We start from the raw sequence: 19,914 nt of genomic DNA on the forward strand, positions 1-19,914 counted from the left end.
GCAATGACAGAACCGACCCGCAGTAACGCACCCGATACCATCACCGCTGACCCGCAAGCAGCCGTGAAGGCCTTTATGAGCCAGCTGGATGCCTGTAACCAGCAGGAAGCGGCGCGCATTATTCGTCAGGTCAGCCGGAGCAAGGGCAAGCCCGGGCAGAAGGATCTGGAGAAAATAGCACGCTGGCTGGACCAGGGGCTGGAGAAGGTGCAGAAGCGACAAGCCCTGCACAAGCCTGCCAGTTTTCCGGACAGCCTGCCGGTCAGTGCCCGGGTAGAGGACATCAGCCGGGCCATCGAGCAAAACCAGGTGGTCATCATTGCCGGTGAAACCGGCTCCGGTAAAACCACCCAGATTCCCAAAATCTGCCTGAACCTGGGCCGGGGCATCCGCGGGCTGGTGGGCCATACCCAGCCCCGGCGGATTGCGGCACGCAGTGTGTCGGCCCGGATTGCGGAGGAGCTGGGCGAGCAGGTCGGGCAGCAGGTGGGTTATCAGGTGCGCTTCACCGATAACACCTCCGAGTCGTCCCGGATCAAGGTGATGACAGACGGTATCCTGCTGGCGGAAATCCAGCACGACCGCTTTCTCGACAAGTACGACACCCTGATTATCGATGAAGCCCACGAGCGCAGCCTGAATATTGACTTCCTGCTGGGCTACCTGCGCCAGTTGCTGCCCAAGCGGCCGGACCTGAAAATCATCATCACCTCCGCCACCATTGAGGTAGAGCGCTTCAGCGAGTTCTTTGACAAGGCTCCGGTGATCGAAGTCAGCGGCCGTACCTATCCGGTGGATGTTCGCTACCGCCCGCTGGCGGGCGATGAAGACGACCGGGATCAGGGCTGGACCGATGGGGTGCTTTCGGCCCTCGAAGAAATCGAACAGCACGAGCGTAGGGAAAAACAGCCTCCGGGGGATGTTCTGGTGTTCCTGCCCGGCGAGCGGGAAATCCGCGCCCTGAGCAAGGTGCTGCGCCATGCCGAGCTGCGGCACACCGAAGTGCTGCCGCTGTATTCCCGGCTCAGCAACCAGGAACAGAACCGCGTTTTCCAGGCCCACAAGGGCCGGCGTATTGTGCTCTCTACCAACGTGGCGGAAACCTCCCTGACGGTGCCTGGCATCCGCTATGTGATCGACACTGGTGTTGCCCGCATCAGCCGTTACAGTGTGCGCTCAAAGATCCAGCGCCTGCCTATCGAGCCCATCTCCCAGGCCAGTGCCAACCAGCGGGCAGGGCGCTGTGGCCGGGTGGCACCGGGTATCTGTTTTCGCCTGTACGATGAAACCGATTTTCTGAATCGCCCGGAGTTCACCGATCCGGAGATTCTGCGTACCAACCTGGCGTCCGTTATTCTGCAGATGGCTACCTCCGGGCTGGGCGAGATTCGCCATTTCCCGTTCCTGGAAGCACCGGACCGCCGGCAGGTTAACGATGGCTACAAACTGCTGGAAGAGCTGAGCGCGGTTGACGACAAGCGCCGTGTTACCAAACTCGGCCGTACCATGGCCCGCCTGCCGCTGGACCCGCGCCTGTCCCGGATGCTGGTCACTGCGGCAGACCACGGCAGCCTGGCAGAGGTGCTGATTGTGATTGCCGGCCTCAGCATCCAGGACCCGAGGGAGCGACCCCAGGACAAGCAACAGGCGGCAGACCAGGCGCACGCCCCGTTCAACGACAAGGAATCCGACTTTGCGACCTTGTTGAATATCTGGAACTGGTTCGAGGAGCAGCGCCAGGAGTTGTCCCAGAACCAGCTGAAAAAGCTGTGCCAGAAAACTTTCCTGAGCTGGATGCGTATGCGGGAGTGGCGCGATATCCATCGCCAGCTGACCCTGATTTGCCGTGAGCAAAAGCTCAGCATGAACCGGGACCCCGCCAACTACGACCGGATCCACAAGGCTATCCTGGCCGGGTTGCTGGGCCAGATTGCAGTGAAAGTCGAAAAGCGGGAATACCTGGCCACCCGTAACCGCAAGGTGATGATCTTTCCCGGATCGAAAGTGGCCAAGTCCGGCCCCAAGTGGATTGTGGCGGCGGAAATTGTCGAAACCAGCAAGGTGTTCGCCCGCATGGTGGCGGGCATACAGCCGGAGTGGGTGGAACCGCTGGCTGGTCATATTGTGAAGCACCACTATTTCGAGCCTCACTGGGAACAGAAGCGAGCCCAGGTCATGGGGTATGAAAAGGTCACCCTCTACGGCCTGGATGTGGTGCCCAAACGCCGCATTCCCTACGCCAAGGTTGATCCGGCAGAATGCCGAAACCTGTTTATCCGGCGGGCTCTGGTGGAAGGCGATTATCAGTCCAGAGCCCCCTTCATTGCCCGCAACCGGGAAATGCTCGACACCGTCGAGAACCTGGAGAAGAAAACCCGCCGGCGGGACCTGCTGGTCGATGACGAAGTGCTGGTGGCCTTCTACGACGAGCGCCTGCCTTCGGAAATTGTCAGTGGCCGGCATTTTGAGAGCTGGTGGAAAGGCCTGTCCGCAGAAGAACTGAAAAAGCTGGAACTGACCGAAGCTGATGTGCTGCAACGCCCGCTGGACCAGGGCGCGGCGGAGCAGTATCCCGACTACCTGGAGTGGGAAGGGGTGAAATACCCCCTGAGCTACGAATTCGAACCCACCAGCGAGCGTGACGGGGTGACCCTGAAAGTGCCGCTGATGGCCCTGAAGCAGATTCCTTCCCGCCGGCTGGAGTGGCTGGTGCCGGGTCTTTTGCGAGAGAAATGCATCGCACTGGTTAAAGGCTTGCCCAAATCCCTGCGCCGGAACTTTGTGCCGGTGCCGGATTTTGTCGATGCCGCGCTCGCCAACATGCAGCCGGGTAACGAGCCGCTGGCCCTGAAGCTGGGCGAGCAGCTGCGCCGGATGACCGGTGTGCAGATTGACCCCCAGGCCTGGCCGGAAGACGAATTACCCAGACACCTGCGGATGAACCTTCGGGTAACCGGCAACAAGGATAAAACCATTGCCGAAAGCCGGGACACCGACGAGCTTCAGGCCAGGCTTGAGGGCAGGGCAACTGAAGCCCTGGCCTCGGCGACCAGCCAGGACACTGGCGAGCATAAAGTAAAGGAATACCCGGACTGGCAGTTCGGCAGCCTGCCGGAGCAGGTCCAGACCGAAAAGGGCGGCATGCAGGTAACCGTGTACCCGGCCCTGGAAGACCTGGGCAAACAGGTTCGGGAAATCCGCTGCCTGGACCGGCTGACCGCCGGTGACACTACCCGCTGTGGTATCGCCCGCCTGATCATCAATCGTTTCGGAAACACCCTGTCAGACCTGGAGCGCAAGCTGCCCCGGTTCAAGCAGTCTGCACTGATGTTTGCCCCGGTCGGGCAGGCGAAGGCACTGCTGGATGACCTGTTGTTGTCTGCGGTGATGCAGCACTTCCTGGCCGGCGACCTGCCCAGGGATGAAAACGCCTTCAACCGGGTTTACGAGCAGCACCGGGGTGATTTCATTCCAGCCCTGGAAGCGGCTGATGAGCGACTGTTCCAGGCCATGAGTGGCTACCAGAAGGTGGCAAAGCAACTCAAAGGCAAGATCAACCTGGCCCTCGCCAACAGCATGGCAGACCTGAAATTCCAGCTACAGCACCTGGTGTATCCCGGTTTCCTGGTGGCTACGCCGGCAAAGTGGCTGGATCGGTTCGGGGTGTATTTTGAGGCGGCCTTGATACGGCTGGAGAAAATGCCCCGGGAAATGGGCCGGGAGCGGGAGTTTCTGCACACCATCGAGCCGCTCTGGGCCCGTTATGCCACCAGGCAGGAACAGCAGAAACGCCAGGGCGTTCGTGACCCGGAACTGGAACTGTACCGGTGGATGCTCGAAGAGTACCGGGTCTCCTTCTTCGCCCAGCAACTGGGCACCGCCATGACGGTGTCGGTCAAGCGGCTGGATAAGCAGTGGGAAAACACCCGGATATAAATTGCACCAGCCTGGTGCCCGAGGATGATAGTCCAGCGGGCAAATCCGGCGGACTGTGTTAGTATTTCTGACAGTTAATTGTCAAAAACTGTTTTATAACCATGACGTGGGGTTATTGTGATTAAAGCCGTCATCAGCGGAACCGGCCTGTTTACGCCGCCCGCCATCATCGAGAACGACGAACTGGTCGAAGCCTTCAACCAGTATGTAGAGCTGTACAACAACGAACACGCGGAAGAGATAGCCCGCGGCGAGCTGACAGCCCTGCAACCCTCGTCATCTGCTTTTATCGAAAAGGCGTCTGGCATCAAGCGCCGGCACGTGATCGACCGGGAAGGAATCCTGGACCCGAAGCGGATGAAACCGTACATTCCCGAGCGCAGCAACGACGAGCCATCGGTGCAGTGCGACATGGCAGTTGCAGCCTGTAAAGAAGCCCTTGAGCAGGCAGGTAAAACCGCCGCCGATGTAGACGCGGTGATTGTGGCCTGCTCCAACATGCAGCGCGCCTATCCCGCCGTGGCCATTGAGGTGCAGGAAGCCCTGGGTATTAACGGCTTCGCCTATGACATGAACGTAGCCTGCAGTTCCGCCACTTTCGGCTTGCAGGCTGCGGTGAACTCGGTGGAAAACGGCGCTGCCCGCGCCGTGCTGGTGGTCAGCCCGGAAATCTGCTCCGGCCACCTGAACTTCCGTGACCGCGACAGCCACTTTATCTTCGGTGACGCCTGCACCGCCATCCTGGTGGAGCGTGAAGAGAACACCCAGCCGGGGCAGGGCTTCGAGATCCTGGGGACTCGTCTGAAGACCCAGTTCTCCAACAACATCCGTAACAACTTCGGTTTCCTGAACCGGGCGGATGACAGTGGCGTGGGCAAAGCGGACAAGCTGTTTATCCAGCAGGGCCGGAAAGTATTCAAGGAAGTGTCACCGCTGGTGGCTTCCACCATTCAGGATCACCTGGCTTCCCTGAATCTGGAACCGGACAACCTGGACCGCATGTGGCTGCACCAGGCCAACCTGAACATGAACCAGTTGATTGCCCGCAAAGTTCTTGGCCGGGATGCCACCGAGCAGGAAGCACCGGTGATTCTGGACGAATACGCCAACACCAGTTCAGCCGGCTCCATTATTGCCTTCCACAAGCACAAGGATGACCTGAAAGCCGGCGACCTGGGAGTGATCTGCTCCTTCGGTGCCGGCTATTCCATCGGCAGCGTGGTGGTTCGCCACCGCTAATCCGGTTTACCTCGCTGCCAGGGCCTTCAGGGTGTCTGGCAGCGGGGTGGATTTGCGGGTTGTCCGGTCTACCCACACGATCTTTGCATAGCCTTCCGCGTATACATCGCCGGTGTCGGCATCTTTCAGCAGATGGTAGGTGTCGAGGCTGGTCGTTCCCGCTTTGTCTGCATAGGTTTCAACAACGACACTGGCAGGGTGCGTCAGTTCCTTCAGAAAGGTGGCGCTGGTCTTTATAATGACCGGTCCGGTCGGGTCTTCTGTTTTACCCAGACCCAGTTCCGCCAGCCAGACAATGCGGGCTTCCTTGTAAAAACGGAAGTAAACTGTATTATTGGCGTGGCCGTATGCATCCATATCGCCCCAGCGCAGGGCCATGGACAGGGAACTGACGGGATTACCCGGTACAGACATCTGAGTTTCCTCCGGAACAGTGACACAAGAATAATAAAACGCCGGTATTGTCGACGAACTGAAACAGGTTAAACAACCCGAGAGTGCAAAATGAGAGAGTTTGACATCCGGCGTTGGGCGCCCGGCGTGCTGCTGTTTACGGCACTGGCCCTTGGTGCAACAGCCGTGCAGGCCCAGAATCTGCAAGAGCCGCCCATGGAAGGCGAGGCGATGCCTGCCAATACCGACGACCCCTACGAGAACTGGAACCGCAAGGTTTACGCCTTCAACGATGCCATCGACCGCTGGTTCCTGCGCCCGGTAGCCAGTGGTTACCGGACCGTGACCCCGGACATCGTAGACCGCGGGGTAACCAATTTCTTCAACAACCTCACCGAAATCCGCAACTTCACCAACAGCCTGTTTCAGCTGAAAGGGGAATCGGCAGTGGTGGCCTTTGGCCGGTTTACCTTCAATACCGTGTTCGGTCTGGGCGGTATCTTTGATGTAGCCACGGCGTGGGATCTGCCCGAGCGGCCGGAAGATTTCGGCCAGACCCTCGGCCACTGGGGCGTAGGTTCCGGCCCTTACCTGATGCTTCCGCTGCTGGGCCCGTCCACGCCACGGCATTTTAGCGGCCTGGCCTCAGACGGTTTTATGCTGCCGTCAGCCTGGGATGCGGTCGACACCCGGGAATGGTATTACCTGCGCACCCTGCAGATTGTTGATAAGCGGGCAGACCTGATTCCGGCAGAAAGCGTTATTTCCGGGGACCAGTACACGTTTGTGCGCAATGCCTTCCTGCAGCGTCGTGAATTCCTGATTAACGATGGTAAAATCACGGAAGATCCCTTCGCGGACGACGATGATTTCATGCTCGAGGACTTCTGAGCAGTAAAGCCGGGAGGCAACAGGTGATCAAGGACCCCAGAATTTCCCGTTTTCGCAAAGCCCTGGCCGACGCCACGACCTATGAGCAGTGGATGGAAGCCGGGCTGGAGCTGGATTTTCTGGAAGGTAATGCCGAGTGGAAGGAAGAGTTCGTTTCTGACCTTTACCACTACGAGCTGATCTACGATCGCCTGAGCAACCTCAAACAGTATCGCCAGCAAAATGACTTCGAGCGCCTCAAGCGGGCGCTGCGTGAAGGCCTGCACCACGATCTGGGCAATATGGGGAACCCGGCGCTGTACACCCGTTCCCGGGTGGGCACCAAGCACCTGATCGAAGAATACATCAGCCAGGTGTGTGAAGCCCTGGATTATCTGTGCGATCACCCGGTGCCGGGCTTTCCGGTTTACGACAAGCTGCAGTTCTTCCGCGATACCCTGACCAGCTTCGGCCGGCCCACCCTGTTGCTCAGCGGTGGCGCATCGCTGGGCATGTTCCATTTCGGAGTCATCAAGGCACTGTGGGAAAAGGGACTGCTGCCCCAGGTGATCGCCGGCTCCAGTATCGGCGCTATTATCGCGGGTATTCTCGGGGTGCACACCGATGCCGAGATACCGGAAATGCTGGTGCCGGAGAACCACAACCTCAAGGCCTGGAAATGGCGCGGGCTGATCAGCGCCACGCGCGGCGAAGGCCTGATGGACCAGCAAACCCTGCAGCAATGTCTGCGCGCGAATATTGGCGAATACACCTTCGAAGAAGCCTATCAGCGCACTGGCCGCAGCATTAACATCAGCGTGTCGCCGGTGCAGTCCAATCAGAAAGCCCGATTGCTGTGCGGTTATACCTCGCCGTACCTGATGGTGTGGAGCGCCGCCCTGGCCAGTGCTGCGGTGCCCGGGGTGTTCCCGCCGGTTACCCTGATGAAGAAAGACCTTTACGGCAATGCACTGCCGTACATGCCCAGAATTCAGTTTGTGGACGGTTCCGTGGTCAGTGACCTGCCCATCGAGCGCCTGATGCATTTGTACGATGCCAATTTCAGCATTGTCAGCCAGACCAACCCCCATGTGGTACCGTTCCTGGCGGAACAGACAGACGAAAAACTCTCGCTGCCGCGCCTGCCAATGCATTTCCTGAAGTCGGAAGTGCAGTTCCATGGCCGTGGCGTGTTCGACTACCTGCGCAAGCGGGTTCGCCCAGAACTGCTCAGGCAGGCCTCCGGGCAACTGTATACCATCATGGCCCAGCGTTACTCCGGCGACGTAACCATTGCCCCGGAGTATTCCTTGCAGCACTATCGCGGCATGTTGTCGAACCCGAGCCCGGAGTATGTTCGCGAGATGATCCTGGCTGGCGAGCGGGCCACCTGGCCGAAGATTTCGATGATCCGGACCCATGCCCGGATTTCCAAGACCCTCGAACGTTGTGTGCGCCGCCTTAAGCAGCAGAACCGGCGGGCGGTAGAATTGAAACTGGTCAGCGGTACTGCGCCGGCCAGGTCCTGAGGAAACATGTACTACGATTTTTTTGGCTTTCGGGAACCGCCTTTCTCCATTGCGCCGGACCCCCGCTACCTGTACCTGAGTGACCGCCACAAAGAAGCCCTGGCGCACCTGATGTATGGCGTGCAGGGGCAGGGCGGTTTTATCGTGATTACCGGTGAGGTAGGAACCGGCAAAACCACGGTCTGCCGCTGTTTTATCGAGAACGCACCGGAACACGTCGACATAGCGCTTATCCTGAATCCCCGGCTCTCGGCCCGGGAGTTGCTGTCGGCTATCTGCGACGAACTGGGCATTGCCCACGCAGCCAACGCCACCATCAAGATCCTGGTGGATGCCATCAACCAGGACCTGCTCAAGGCCCACGCCGCCGGCCGGCACAAGGTACTGATTATCGACGAGGCCCAGAACCTCTCCGCAGAAGTGCTGGAGCAGCTGCGCCTGCTGACCAACCTGGAAACTGCCGAGAAAAAGCTGTTGCAGATAGTGCTGCTGGGCCAGCCGGAACTGCAGGACATCCTGGCCCTGCCGGAACTGCGCCAGCTGAACCAGCGGGTAACCGCCCGTTACCACCTGGATGCCATTGACCAGGCGGAACTGCCCGCCTACCTGCAATACCGGCTGAGCGTCGCAGGCCTGCGCGGTGACCTCTTTTCCGCCGGTGCGGTCAAAAACCTGTATCGCGCCAGCGAGGGTGTGCCCCGGTTGATCAACCTTATCAGCGACCGTGCACTGCTGGGCGCCTACGCCGAGGGCGAACACCAGATAACCCGCGCCCATATCAAGCGGGCCGCGAAAGAAGTGACCGGTGGTATCCGTAATCGCAGCCTGCGGACCGGCTCCGGCGGGCCGGCAAAAAGCCAGCTGGCCCTGGTGGCGGCGAGTATTCTGCTGGCCATTATTGCCACCCTGTGGCTGCTGGACAGCCCGGATTCGGTGAACAAGGCCCTGGCCGATAGCAACCCGGAAGTTCAGGCCGGAGGCACCATCGAGCGGGACGAGACTACAGATCCCGTTTCTGCCGAACAAAGCCCCGAGCCGGCAGAACCCGCTGCCAGCCAGCCGGCTTCGTTTGTTCTCGACAGCCACGCCATGCCCCGCGCCCAGGCCTTTGTGGAACTGTTTGATATCTGGGGCAAGGACTACAATCCTACCGCTTTTCCCAACGCCTGTGACCACGCCCAGAACTCAGGGTTACGTTGCCTGGAGCGCCAGGGCAGCCGCCGCAGCCTGGAATTTATTGATCGCCCGGCACTGTTGGTGCTCAAGCCGGAAAATGGCGAGGCCCGCTATGCGGTACTGCGTTCACTGGATGGCGACACCGCCACACTGGCCGTTCCGGGGGGCACCGAAACGGTTCCGTTCCGGGAACTGGAACGCTATTGGTTTGGCGATTTCCAGGTACTCTGGCGGGTACCGGAATTCATGACCGGTGACGGCTTCTACGGCGATGAATCCGGACAGGAGCTTTGGATCGCGGCCCGCATGATGGAAATCGCAGATCGGCTGGCCGGTTCGGGGCCTGAAAGTACCCGGGTCAAACGCCTGGCCATGGAGCAGCAGGTGCGCTGGTACCAGGAGCAGAAAGGTTTGACGGTAGACGGTATTCCCGGCGCCATGACCATCATTCAGATGAACAACGACCTTAAAGTGCGGGTGCCGCGCCTGGTAACAGCCCCGGCGGGAGGCACCCGGTAGGTTATGTCGTACATTCTTGATGCCCTCAGAAAGTCCGAAGCCGAGCGCCGGCAAGGCAAGGATCCGGATCTCGGCCACCAGGTACAGATGGTGTACCGGCCGAAGAAAAAGCGGGTACCCGCGGTGGTGTGGGTTGTGGTGCTGGCCTTGCTGGTAAATGCCGGGGTGATGGCCTATGTGTTCTGGCCGGAAACCGGCCCGGCTGCCACCGCCATGCAGGCCGAACCTGACCCGGCACAACCGGTACCGACCGAACAGCCTGTTGCAGAAGCCCCGAAAGCGAAGCCCGAACCGGAAGCGGTTGCAACTGTACAGCCGGAGCCAGCTCCAGTGCCGGCGGTACCGATTCCGGATGTCCCGGAAGCCCACTCCGGCACCGAAGAGCTCTGGGCAGAACCGGTGGTGATCGTGCCCAGCCAGTCAAAATCCAATCCGGGCTTGACCCAGCCCCGGCCAGAGGGCAGGGTGCCGCATCTGGTAGAATTGCCCCTGTCCTTTCAGAAGAGCGTGCCCGACTTGACCTTCAACAGCCATATCTATTCCTCGGACCCGTCCGCCAGCCGCGTGATGATCAATAATCGTTACCTGCGCATCGGCGACCGGTTCGAACAGCTCACCATTGAACGCATTACCGAAGACGGCGTGGTGCTCAGCAAGAACGGCCAGTACTTCCGTGTTGGTACCGTGAGGGACTGGGTGAGCCCGAGATAATGGCCCTGACAGAAGACGTAAAGCAGCAAATCCAGCAGGCCTACCGTGACTTGCTGGCCGGCAAGGACATCCGTGCCCGTTATGGCCAGCGCCTGATGATTGCCGAGATTGCCCGATACATGGGCGATATCACCGACAACGATGGTCAGCGCACCTCGCCGCCGGCCACCTGCGTGGTGGAGGCCGGTACCGGTACCGGTAAAACCCTGGCGTACCTGATTGCGGCCATCCCTGTGGCCAGGGCGCTGGGCAAAACCCTGGTGATTTCCACCGCCACCGTTGCCCTGCAGGACCAGATTGTCCTGAAAGACCTGCCGGACCTGCGCAAGCACAGCAAGCTGGATTTCAGCTGGACCCTGGCCAAGGGCCGTGGCCGTTATCTGTGTATGTCCCGCCTGGAATCCCGGCTGCACGACGAAGGCCATGGCGACAGCGACACCATGCCGCTGTTCCTGCTGGACCAGCCGGCAGACGATGACGCGGCCAGCCGAATTACCTTTGAAAAAATGCTGGCCAGCTACGGCTCCCGGGAATGGGATGGCGACCGGGACCATTGGCCGGAACAGATCCCCGATGGAATCTGGCGCCAGGTGACCACCGACCACCGCCAGTGCACCAATCGCCACTGCGCCTATTTCGACAGCTGTGCCTTTTTCGATGCCCGCAAAGACCTGGACGATGCCGATGTGGTGGTGGCCAACCATGACCTCGTCCTGGCAGACCTGGCCCTGGGCGGCGGTGCGATCCTGCCGGAGCCGGAAAATGCCCTGTTTATCTTCGACGAAGCCCACCACCTGCCAGACAAGGCCCTGAACCACTTTGCCGCCTCGGTTCCCCTGAACTCCACCCGCCAGTGGCTGAAGCAGCTGTCCCAGGCCCTGGTGAAAATGCAGCCCTGGTTGCCCGGTGGTTCGCAGGCTGCCAAGGCAGTGGACAAGATCAGCCTGTCTGGTCGGGATCTCGACCTTGCCCTTGCCAAGGTGTACGACGAGGTGGAGCTTAATACCGCTTGGGAATTCAACGACGAGCGCCGCAGCGCCCAGTGGCGCTATCCGGATGGCGAGCTGCCGGATACCCTGGCGGAACTGGCGGCCGAAACGCGCATTGTGACCGCCGGCCTGTGCCGGCAATTGGGCACCCTGGTTGAAGAGCTGCAGAATGCCTTCGACGAACGCAAAGATCCGGAACTGGACCGGGACACCGCCGATTCCTGGTACCCGGTGATCGGTGCTTTCCACAGCAGGGCGGAAGAGCAGTTGCGCCTGTGGGCAGCCTGGTGTGAAGGGGCGACCGGTTCCGATGGCACCACTCAAACTGAAAGTACAGACGCGGCCCCGGTTATCCGCAAAGGCCCACCCGCGGCCCGGTGGGCGGTTCGCCAGCGCTGGGACCACGCTGAAGACATTACCCTGTACAGCTCGCCGGTGCTGGCCGACAACCTGTTGTATTCACGGCTTTGGTCCCGGGCCTATGGTGCGGTGCTCACCAGTGCCACCCTGACGGCGCTGGGCAAGTTCGATCGCCTGCGGTCCCGGGCCGGCCTGCCGGAAGCCAGCCGTTACCTGGTGGTGCCCAGCTCGTTTCGTTATGGCGAAATGGCCACGGTGGAAGTGCCGGCCATGAATGCCATGCCCACCGATGACGGTTTTGGCGATGCCCTGATCAAGCGCCTGCCGGAACTCTGGGCCGGCGAAAAAGCCACCCTGGTGTTGTTTACCTCCCGCCGGCAGATGCAGCAGGTGAGGGATGCCTTGGCTCCGGAATACCCGGAATTGATCCGGACCCAGGACGACATGGCCAAGAACGAAGTGCTCAAGCAGCATTGCGCCCGCATTGATGAAGGCAAGCCCAGCGTGCTGTTCGGCGTTGCCAGCTTTGCCGAAGGGATCGATTTGCCGGGCAAGTACCTGCACCACGTAGTGATTACGCGCCTGCCGTTCTCCGTGCCGGATGATCCCATCGACGCCAGCCTGGCTGAGTGGGTTACCCAGCGTGGGGGTAACCCGTTCATGGAAATTACCGTGCCGGATGCCTCGGTGAAGCTGGTTCAGGCCGTGGGCCGTTTGTTGCGTACCGAACAGGATACCGGCCGGGTGACCATCCTGGACCGGCGCATTGTCGCCCGCCGCTATGGCCAGCTGCTGCTGGATGCCCTGCCGCCGTTCCGCCGTGTAATCGAATACTGAGCCTTTCCTTCTGCCCATAAAAAAAGAGCCATCCCAATCGGGTGGCTCTTATCAAGGGGTTCTGACGAACCCGGGCGTCGAAATAACGCGGAACAAGAAATCTGAAGGCCTGAATTTCAGAATTCGCGGTAAGGCGCTAACCTCACCATGGTTAAATGATAGGGCGTAAGGGGGCGTAAACGGATCGTCCAAAGGGCGTAGTGAGGGGGCTTAATTCGGGCAAAGTGTGAACTGCGTCACGTTCCGGCCTAGTCTCCCAACAGCCCAAGCTCCCGGGCCCGGGCCAGAGCCTCGGTGCGCCGGCCCACGCCCAGCTTGCCGTAGAGGTTACGGATGTGGGCTTTCACCGTCGCCGGTGCCACCGACATCTTGCCGGCGATGTCCTTGTTGGCCAGGCCCTGGTTGATCAGCTCCAGCACTTCCTGTTCCCGTTGGCTTAAAGGTTCGGCCAGTTCGCTGACTGCGGATCTCGGCGCCGGGGTTGCGGCGCCCGCTTCCGGCTCCGCCGGTTCTGAACCGGCAGCCATGGGTGGCTCCAGCAGTTGATCCTTCAGCATGGTCAGCAATTCCCGGTTCCAGCGCCCCGGTGTTCTCAGCCGCGGCAGCTCCAGCATCTTCTCTCGCAGTGCCGGGCTTTCTTCAGCAAACAGACGCAGGAAGCCGGCATGTTCCGCCCTGTCCATGGCACGTTCCAGCATGCGGTTGGCTTCCTCCTCATATCCCTGGCCGAACAGGGCTTCGGCGTACACCAGCAGAATCTCTACCAGGTGACGGGTATGGGCGTTGCGCTCGGCAGCTGGAATCAGTGCAGACAAAATCTCCTGGGCCTTCTGGCTGTCATTTCGGGCAATCAATACCCGGGCCAGGGCGATCTGGTTCTGCTCCCGGTTCAGGGGGTTGGTGGCTGGTTCTTCAAGGGCCGGCTGCAGGCAGTCCATGGCCTTGTCAGCCTGGCCTGTGGCCAGGTAACAGCGCGCCAGCAGCGCAGCAGCAGCGGGCGGATCAAACAGGATGTGATCTCGGCGTTTTCGGCCAACGGCAACGGCATCTTTCAGGGCATCGATGGCGGCATCCAGCTTGCCTTCACTGAACGCCAGGTGGCCCCGAACGAACTGGATGACCACATGCTGGCCGGGCTCGGTGCCTTTTTCCACGTGTTCGAGCAATGGCGACAGGTAGCCGGCTGCCGTCTGGGGCTGGTTCTGTTCCCGGTAGATCTCAATCAGGGCGCTGTTCTGCCAACAGGAGATCAGCCGCGGCTGGCTGGGGTCGGCATAGTGTTCGTCTACCCATTGCCGTACCCGGCTGGTGGTTTCCAGGGCAAGGTCGGTGTCGCCCCGGTTGTACTGGATCCACGCCAGCAACCCGCCGGAAGACAGCACAGTACTGGGTTTGCGCTCCACCTGGCCGTAATACACGGCGCTTTCCAGGGCTTCTTCAGCCTCGTTCAGCTCGCCCTTGCCGAAATAATCCATGCCCAGGCCGTAGTAGGTGACGGATTTCAGGGGAATGCTGATCTTGTCGATGTCCTTGAGCACCTGCCGGGTCAGGTCCGAGGCGTTCTTCTCGTCGTTTCGGCTGCGGGCAAGGTACGAACGCACCAGCGATACTTCACTGTGAATGGCCAGGGCGCCTTCGGCATCGGGGTGCGAGTCCGCCACCCGGCGGTCCAGCAGGTCTTCCACCCGGGTCAGCAGCGGTTCCAGCCCTTCTACCCGGTTGGCGAAGAACAGACCCCAGACCTTGAGCATTTGCAGCTGCGGGCTGTCGTTGATGATATCCGCAGGGATTTTCTCCAGCCATTCCAGTACCGGCAAATGGAAACCGCCGTGGATGAGGTTGTTGCCGTGCTCCGAGAGCACCCGGGCCAGGCGCTCGGTGTCTTTGCGCTGGACAATCTGGCCGATGGCTTCCTGCACCTGGCCATGGCTGAGCAGCCAGTCGATGGTGCGGGATTGCATCAGCCCTGCCCGGGCCGGGTCTTTGCTTTGAATGCGTTGCAACAGGGCTTCCCGGAACAGGTCGTGGTAGCGGAACCACTCGTTACGGGTGTCCAGCGGAATCAGGAACAGGTTCTGGGCCAGTAGCCGGGTCAACGCATCCTGGCTGTCGCTGCGTTCCCGGATGGCATCGCACAGGGCGCCGGACAGGCGAGGACAGCAGGCGGTATCCAGCAGGAAGTCCATCAGTTCCCGGGGCAACTGGCGCAGCACCTCGGTGAGCACGTAATCGCTGATCAGCCGGCCGTCCGGGTTCAGGCTTGGGGTGGCAGCGGTCTGGTCCAGGTTGAGCTGGCCGGACTTGGCCGACAGCGCCGACAACTGCATGGCAGCCACCCAGCCTTCGGTACGCTGGCATACCGAGCGGATTTCCTGCTCCGATAACTCCATGGCCATGGTGTCCCGGAAGAATGCCCGGCATTCGTCTTCAGAGAACGCCAGCAGCCCCGGATGAATATCCTGCACCTGCCGCCGTACCCGCCAGCGGGCAAGGGGCAAGGGTGGTTCGGTGCGTGAAGCAAGGGTCACCAGCATGCCCGGGGGCAGGTAGTCGATAAACCAGCCCAGCTGGCGGTGAATGCTGTCGCTGGTGATCTCGTGGTAGTCGTCCAGCACCAGGAACCAGGCCGTGTTGTCCTGGCTCAGGGTGTTGATCAAACCGGTGATGGCGGCGGTCTGATCCTCGCCGTCACTGCGGGCGAGTTGTTTGCGGATATCTTCCAGCCCCATCAGTCCGGCGTGTTCAAAGGCACCTACCACGTATTGCCAGAACTGGCGTGGCTGGTTGTCGTGTTCGTCCAGCGATAACCAGGCGGTGCGGTGGCTGTTCAGCGCACACCACTGGCTTACCAGGGTGGTTTTACCGAAGCCCGCCGGCGCAACCACCATATTCAGCCGCTTGCCGGTTTCCGGCTCCAGCAGCGAGTCGAGCCGTTGCCGGCGCACGGCTCTCGGGTCGGGTGTTGGCCTCAGAAACTTGGTGGTCAGCAGCATGGTTGTCCGGTTAACCGAAATGTAGGTCTTGGATTGTGTGCTTTGCTGCCGGCAAGTCAAGGGCTGCGATGACGCAAGGCTTTGGCCGGGCTGCGAAAGCACGGAATTGGTCTACACTGAATACAGTTACCTTTTGTATATCAAAAAAGAATGAAAATAACCGTTCTTATGCGTATTATCAGGCGGTAGACTCATCCAGGGAGCGACAGATTCAATGAAATTACAACAACTGCGGTATATCTGGGAAGTTGCGCACCACGATTTGAATGTGTCCGCCACCGCCCAGAGCCTGTTTACCTCACAGCCGGGTATTTCCAAGCAGATCCGCCTGCTGGAAGACGAGCTGGGGCTGGAAGTGTTTGCCCGCAGCGGCAAGCACCTGACCCGCATCACCCCGGGCGGCGAGATTATCATCCGCGAGGCCGGAGAAATCCTGCGCCGGGTAGAAGGTATCAAGAAAATTGCCCAGGAGTTCAGCAACCAGCGCAAGGGCGACCTCAGTATTGCCACTACCCACACCCAGGCACGCTACGCCTTGCCGCCGGTGATCAGTGGCTTTATTGAAGAGTATCCGGATGTGTCGCTGCATATGCACCAGGGTACGCCCATGCAGATCTCCGAGATGGCGGCCAACGGCGCCGTGGACTTTGCCATCGCCACCGAGGGTATGGACCTGTTCAACGACCTGCTGATGATGCCCTGCTATCGCTGGAACCGCTGCGTGGTGGTGCCGAAAGACCATCCACTGGCCAGGGGGCAGGAGCTGACGCTGGAAGAGCTGGCCGAGTACCAGCTGGTGACCTACGTATTCGGCTTTACCGGCCGCTCCAAGCTGGACGAAGCCTTCCAGTCCAAGGGCCTGACCCCGAAAGTGGTGTTCACGGCGGCGGATGCCGACGTTATCAAAACCTACGTGCGCCTGGGACTGGGTGTGGGCATTATCGCCAGCATGGCGTTCGACCCGAAAACCGACAGCGACCTGGTGGCACTGGATGCCAGCAAGTTGTTCCGCCCGTCGGTTACCCGGATCGGCTTCCGCAAGGGTACGTTCCTGCGGGGCTATATGTACGACTTCATGCAACGCTTTGCGCCGCACCTGACCAAGGAAATGGTGGATCGCGTAGTCGCCCACCAGGGCAGCCGTACCGAGATTCAGGAACTGTTCAAGGACGTCGAACTGCCGGTTTACTGAGTGCCCTGAACCTAAAAAGCCCGCCGTCAGCGATGACAAGCGGGCTTTTTTGATTTCGTGCTGAGGTCAGCCGGATTTGCCAATCAGGTTGCCGGCATGCAGACCACACTCTTTATGGGTGGCTTCCTCCCACCACCAGCGGCCTTCGCGCTCGTGCTGGCCGGGCAGCACCGGGCGGGTGCAGGGTTGGCAGCCGATGCTGACAAAACCCTTTTCGTGCAAGCTGTTGTAGGGGGCTTCTGCCATGCGGATGTAGTCCCAGACTTCTTTAGAGGTCCAGTTCGCCAGCGGGTTGAACTTCACCAGGGTTTTATCATCGGTAGAGAACGCCGTATCGACCTGCACCACCGGCACCTCGTTCCGGGTGCCCGGGCTCTGGTCCCGGCGCTGGCCGGTAATCCAGGCATCCACCGTGGCCAGTTTCTTGCGCAGCGGGTTCACCTTGCGGATGCCGCAGCATTCCGAATGGCCGTCTTCATAGAAACTGAACAAGCCCTTCTTGCCCACCAGGGCCTGAACTTCCCCGGAATCCGGAAACAGCACTTCAATCTCAATGCCGTAATGCTGGCGCACTTTCTCGATAAACTCGTAGGTTTCCGGGTGCAGCCGGCCGGTGTCCAGGGTGAACACCTGCAGATTATCCGTCAGCTTGTGGGCCATCTCGATCAACACCACATCTTCCGCGCCACTGAAGGAAATGGCGATGTTGTCATAGCGGGCAAGGGCGGCTTTCAGGATGGCCCGTGGGCTCTGGCCGTCCAGTTCGGTGCGCAGAGAATCGATGTCAGTCATATTGTTCCAGCAATCGTTATCGTGTTGCCGCAAGGCTATCATCAAACCGCTCATAACCTGAAGGAATGACAAACTATATATTTATAACTCGCCGGCAGGTTAAAGGCCGGGATTCCCGATGCATTCCCGCCTCGTTTTTCATATCATACGCGGCAGCAAGTCGGGCGCCTGTTGTGCCTGCCACCTTATCATTTATTCAGGAGACCGTTGTGGAACTCGCATGTCTTGACCTTGAGGGCGTACTGATCCCGGAAATCTGGATCGCCTTTGCAGAAAAAACCGGTATTGAAGAACTCAAGGCAACCACCCGGGATATTCCTGACTACGACGTACTGATGAAGCAGCGCCTGCGCATTCTGGACGAACACGGCTACGGCCTGCCGGAAATCCAGGAAGTGATCGGCACCCTGGACCCGCTGCCCGGCGCCCGGGAGTTTCTGGACTGGTTGCGCGAGCGTTTTCAGGTGGTGATCCTGTCGGACACCTTCTACGAATTCGCCATGCCGCTGATGAAGAAACTGGGCTACCCGGCGCTGTTGTGCCACAAGCTGGAAGTGGCCGACAACGGCCAGATCACCAACTATCTGCTGCGTCAGCGCGACCCCAAGCGCCAGTCTGTGCGGGCCTTCCAGTTGCTGAACTACCGGGTGATTGCCGCCGGTGATTCCTACAACGACACCACCATGCTGGGCCAGGCCGAAGCCGGTATTCTGTTCCACGCGCCCCAGAATGTGATCGACGAATTCCCGCAGTTCCCGGCGGTACACAATTTTGACGACCTGAGGCAGGAATTCCTGAAAGCCAGCGCCATTCACAGCGCCTGATTTTCCGGTATTCCGGTCTGTGCCGCTGCGGGAAACCTGGCGGCACAGATCGTTCGCGCTTACCGCTTTAGTTGTTCCAGAAAGTCCATCAGCGGCTTCACCTTGGTCAGGGTTTCCTGATATTCCGCCTCCGGGTCGGAATCCGCCACAATTCCGCCGCCACCCCAGCACTGTATCCTTCCGCTCGCCTCACACAGCAGGGTACGAATGGCAATGTTGCTGTCCAGCCGCCCATCCAGCCCGTAATAGAACACCGACCCGCAATAGGGCCCGCGCCAGTGGGGTTCCAGCTCGTGGATAATCTCCATGGCCCGGATTTTCGGGGCGCCGGTAATGGACCCTCCCGGGAAAGCGTCAAACAGGGCTTGTAGCGGGCTTACATCCGGTTTCAATTGGGCGCGGATGTGGCTCACCAGATGGTGCACATTCTGGTAGCTTTCCAGCGCAAACAACTCGTCCACCTTCACCGAGCCGGGCAGGGCGTTCACGCTCAGGTCGTTGCGCAGCAAATCCACAATCATCAGGTTTTCCGCACGGTCTTTTTCCGAGGCCAGCAGCTCATCGGCCAGGGCCTTGTCCTGCTCCGGCGTGGCACCACGCCGCCGAGTACCTTTGATCGGGCTGGTTTCGATCACCCCGTCGCGGATTGCGAGAAACCGCTCCGGTGACACCGACACCACCGCGCTGCCTTCGTGGCGCAGAAACGCCGCGTAGGGTGTGGGGTTGGTATGGCTCAGTTCCGTGAACGCCAGCCAGGGATCGCCACTGTAGTGGCCTTCAAAAGACTGGGACAGATTGGCCTGATAGCAATCGCCGGCCTGGATGTAATCCTGTACCTGTTGCACGCGATTGCGGAAATCGGCCGGGGCTTGAGTCGGCTTGAACGGCTGTTGCAAAGCCCAGTGCCTTGGCTGTGGCTCAGCGGGGGTAGCCAGCCAGTTCTCCAGTTGTTTCTGCTGAGCCTGCGGCAAGTCCGGGTGCACCCACAGGTAACAGTCACCTGTTTCCAGGTCTTCACTCGCAAACCACAGATACAACCCGGCAAACATCAGCGGTAACGGCAGCTCCGGCACCAGCCCTTGCAGCTTCGCCTCCCGGGCGTATCCGAACTCATAGGCCAGGCTGCCGACCCAGCCGCCGATCAGCGGGCAGGGCGCTTCCTTTAACGAACTGAATGCAGGCTGGTAAGGCGCTGCCAGCTGTTCCATCTCCCGGGCCAAAGCCTGAGTGTCCACGCCCATGCCTGCATTGGCTGGCAACGAGACCCGTTCCACCGCATGGCAGGAGAACCCCCGCGCAGCCCCGCGCCCACCCGCAATTGCCTGGCCGCCCAGAAATACAAAGTCCGGCTCTGCGGCCGAATAGCTGCAAAGCTGATCAAACTGCTGGCGGGAAATGGACTGGCAGACAGGAAAGGCCAAGTTACCTCCGTTAAAAATTGGAAGAATGCTACACGCTGCACAAAACGGGCGTTGTCCGATTGGGACAGGCGCTGATCTAATGATCGTGCCGCCAGCGGATCATTCTAACGGAGATCCGCTTTGTTCGTGCTCT

General features: G+C 60.1%; 13 protein-coding genes. 9 read left to right on the forward strand and 4 right to left on the reverse strand.

Annotated elements, in window-relative coordinates:
- Nucleotides 1-3 precede the first annotated feature (3 nt).
- A complete protein-coding gene (hrpA, locus tag AC13DJ_RS13550) occupies nt 4-3,936 on the forward strand; it encodes an ATP-dependent RNA helicase HrpA (RefSeq protein WP_482933475.1) in 3,933 nt (1,310 codons plus the stop codon).
- 117 nt (nt 3,937-4,053) lie between these two features.
- Entirely contained in the window at nt 4,054-5,175 is a 1,122-nt protein-coding gene (locus AC13DJ_RS13555) for a beta-ketoacyl-ACP synthase III (protein ID WP_058340816.1), read from the forward strand.
- A 6-nt stretch (nt 5,176-5,181) separates the two neighbouring features.
- Here AC13DJ_RS13555 and AC13DJ_RS13560 read toward each other — a convergent pair whose 3' ends face one another.
- Nucleotides 5,182-5,589 carry an acyl-CoA thioesterase gene (locus AC13DJ_RS13560; protein WP_482933476.1) on the reverse strand — a complete coding sequence of 136 codons (408 nt, stop codon included), beginning with the start codon at nt 5,587-5,589 and terminating at the stop codon, nt 5,182-5,184.
- Between the two features lie 90 nt (nt 5,590-5,679).
- Between AC13DJ_RS13560 and AC13DJ_RS13565 the strand changes: the two genes are divergently transcribed.
- From AC13DJ_RS13565 to dinG, 5 genes are read left to right on the forward strand one after another with little or no spacing between them, the layout of a single operon-like run.
- Complete coding sequence (locus AC13DJ_RS13565; protein WP_482933477.1) at nt 5,680-6,459, forward strand: MlaA family lipoprotein; 780 nt, start codon at nt 5,680-5,682, stop codon at nt 6,457-6,459.
- 23 nt (nt 6,460-6,482) lie between these two features.
- The gene (locus AC13DJ_RS13570) at nt 6,483-7,967 is read left to right on the forward strand and encodes a DUF3336 domain-containing protein (protein ID WP_288370750.1); all 1,485 of its coding nucleotides are present in this window, start codon (nt 6,483-6,485) and stop codon (nt 7,965-7,967) included.
- A gap of 6 nt (nt 7,968-7,973) precedes the next feature.
- Nucleotides 7,974-9,662, forward strand: coding sequence for an ExeA family protein (locus AC13DJ_RS13575; RefSeq protein WP_482933478.1), 1,689 nt, complete (start codon nt 7,974-7,976; stop codon nt 9,660-9,662).
- A gap of 3 nt (nt 9,663-9,665) precedes the next feature.
- Nucleotides 9,666-10,373, forward strand: coding sequence for a general secretion pathway protein GspB (locus AC13DJ_RS13580; RefSeq protein WP_482933479.1), 708 nt, complete (start codon nt 9,666-9,668; stop codon nt 10,371-10,373).
- Nucleotides 10,373-12,559, forward strand: coding sequence for an ATP-dependent DNA helicase DinG (dinG, locus tag AC13DJ_RS13585; protein WP_482933480.1), 2,187 nt, complete (start codon nt 10,373-10,375; stop codon nt 12,557-12,559). Before AC13DJ_RS13580 ends, dinG begins: the two co-directional genes overlap by 1 nt.
- Nucleotides 12,560-12,807: 248 nt before the next feature.
- Here the strand turns inward: dinG and AC13DJ_RS13590 are convergent, their stop codons facing one another.
- Entirely contained in the window at nt 12,808-15,552 is a 2,745-nt protein-coding gene (locus tag AC13DJ_RS13590; RefSeq protein ID WP_482933481.1) for a winged helix-turn-helix domain-containing protein, read from the reverse strand.
- Between the two features lie 214 nt (nt 15,553-15,766).
- Here AC13DJ_RS13590 and cysB point away from each other — a divergent pair, with 214 nt between their 5' ends.
- The gene (cysB, locus tag AC13DJ_RS13595) at nt 15,767-16,744 is read left to right on the forward strand and encodes an HTH-type transcriptional regulator CysB (RefSeq protein ID WP_022989017.1); all 978 of its coding nucleotides are present in this window, start codon (nt 15,767-15,769) and stop codon (nt 16,742-16,744) included.
- A gap of 66 nt (nt 16,745-16,810) precedes the next feature.
- Here cysB and AC13DJ_RS13600 read toward each other — a convergent pair whose 3' ends face one another.
- The gene (locus AC13DJ_RS13600) at nt 16,811-17,536 is read right to left on the reverse strand and encodes a phosphoadenylyl-sulfate reductase (RefSeq protein WP_273134584.1); all 726 of its coding nucleotides are present in this window, start codon (nt 17,534-17,536) and stop codon (nt 16,811-16,813) included.
- 209 nt (nt 17,537-17,745) lie between these two features.
- Here AC13DJ_RS13600 and thrH point away from each other — a divergent pair, with 209 nt between their 5' ends.
- A complete protein-coding gene (gene thrH / locus AC13DJ_RS13605) occupies nt 17,746-18,360 on the forward strand; it encodes a bifunctional phosphoserine phosphatase/homoserine phosphotransferase ThrH (protein ID WP_094624072.1) in 615 nt (204 codons plus the stop codon).
- 59 nt (nt 18,361-18,419) lie between these two features.
- Here thrH and pabB read toward each other — a convergent pair whose 3' ends face one another.
- Complete coding sequence (gene pabB, locus AC13DJ_RS13610) at nt 18,420-19,781, reverse strand: aminodeoxychorismate synthase component I (RefSeq protein ID WP_482933482.1); 1,362 nt, start codon at nt 19,779-19,781, stop codon at nt 18,420-18,422.
- Between the last annotated feature and the right edge of the window lie 133 nt (nt 19,782-19,914).

This window comes from Marinobacter sp. L-46, assembly GCF_056859535.1.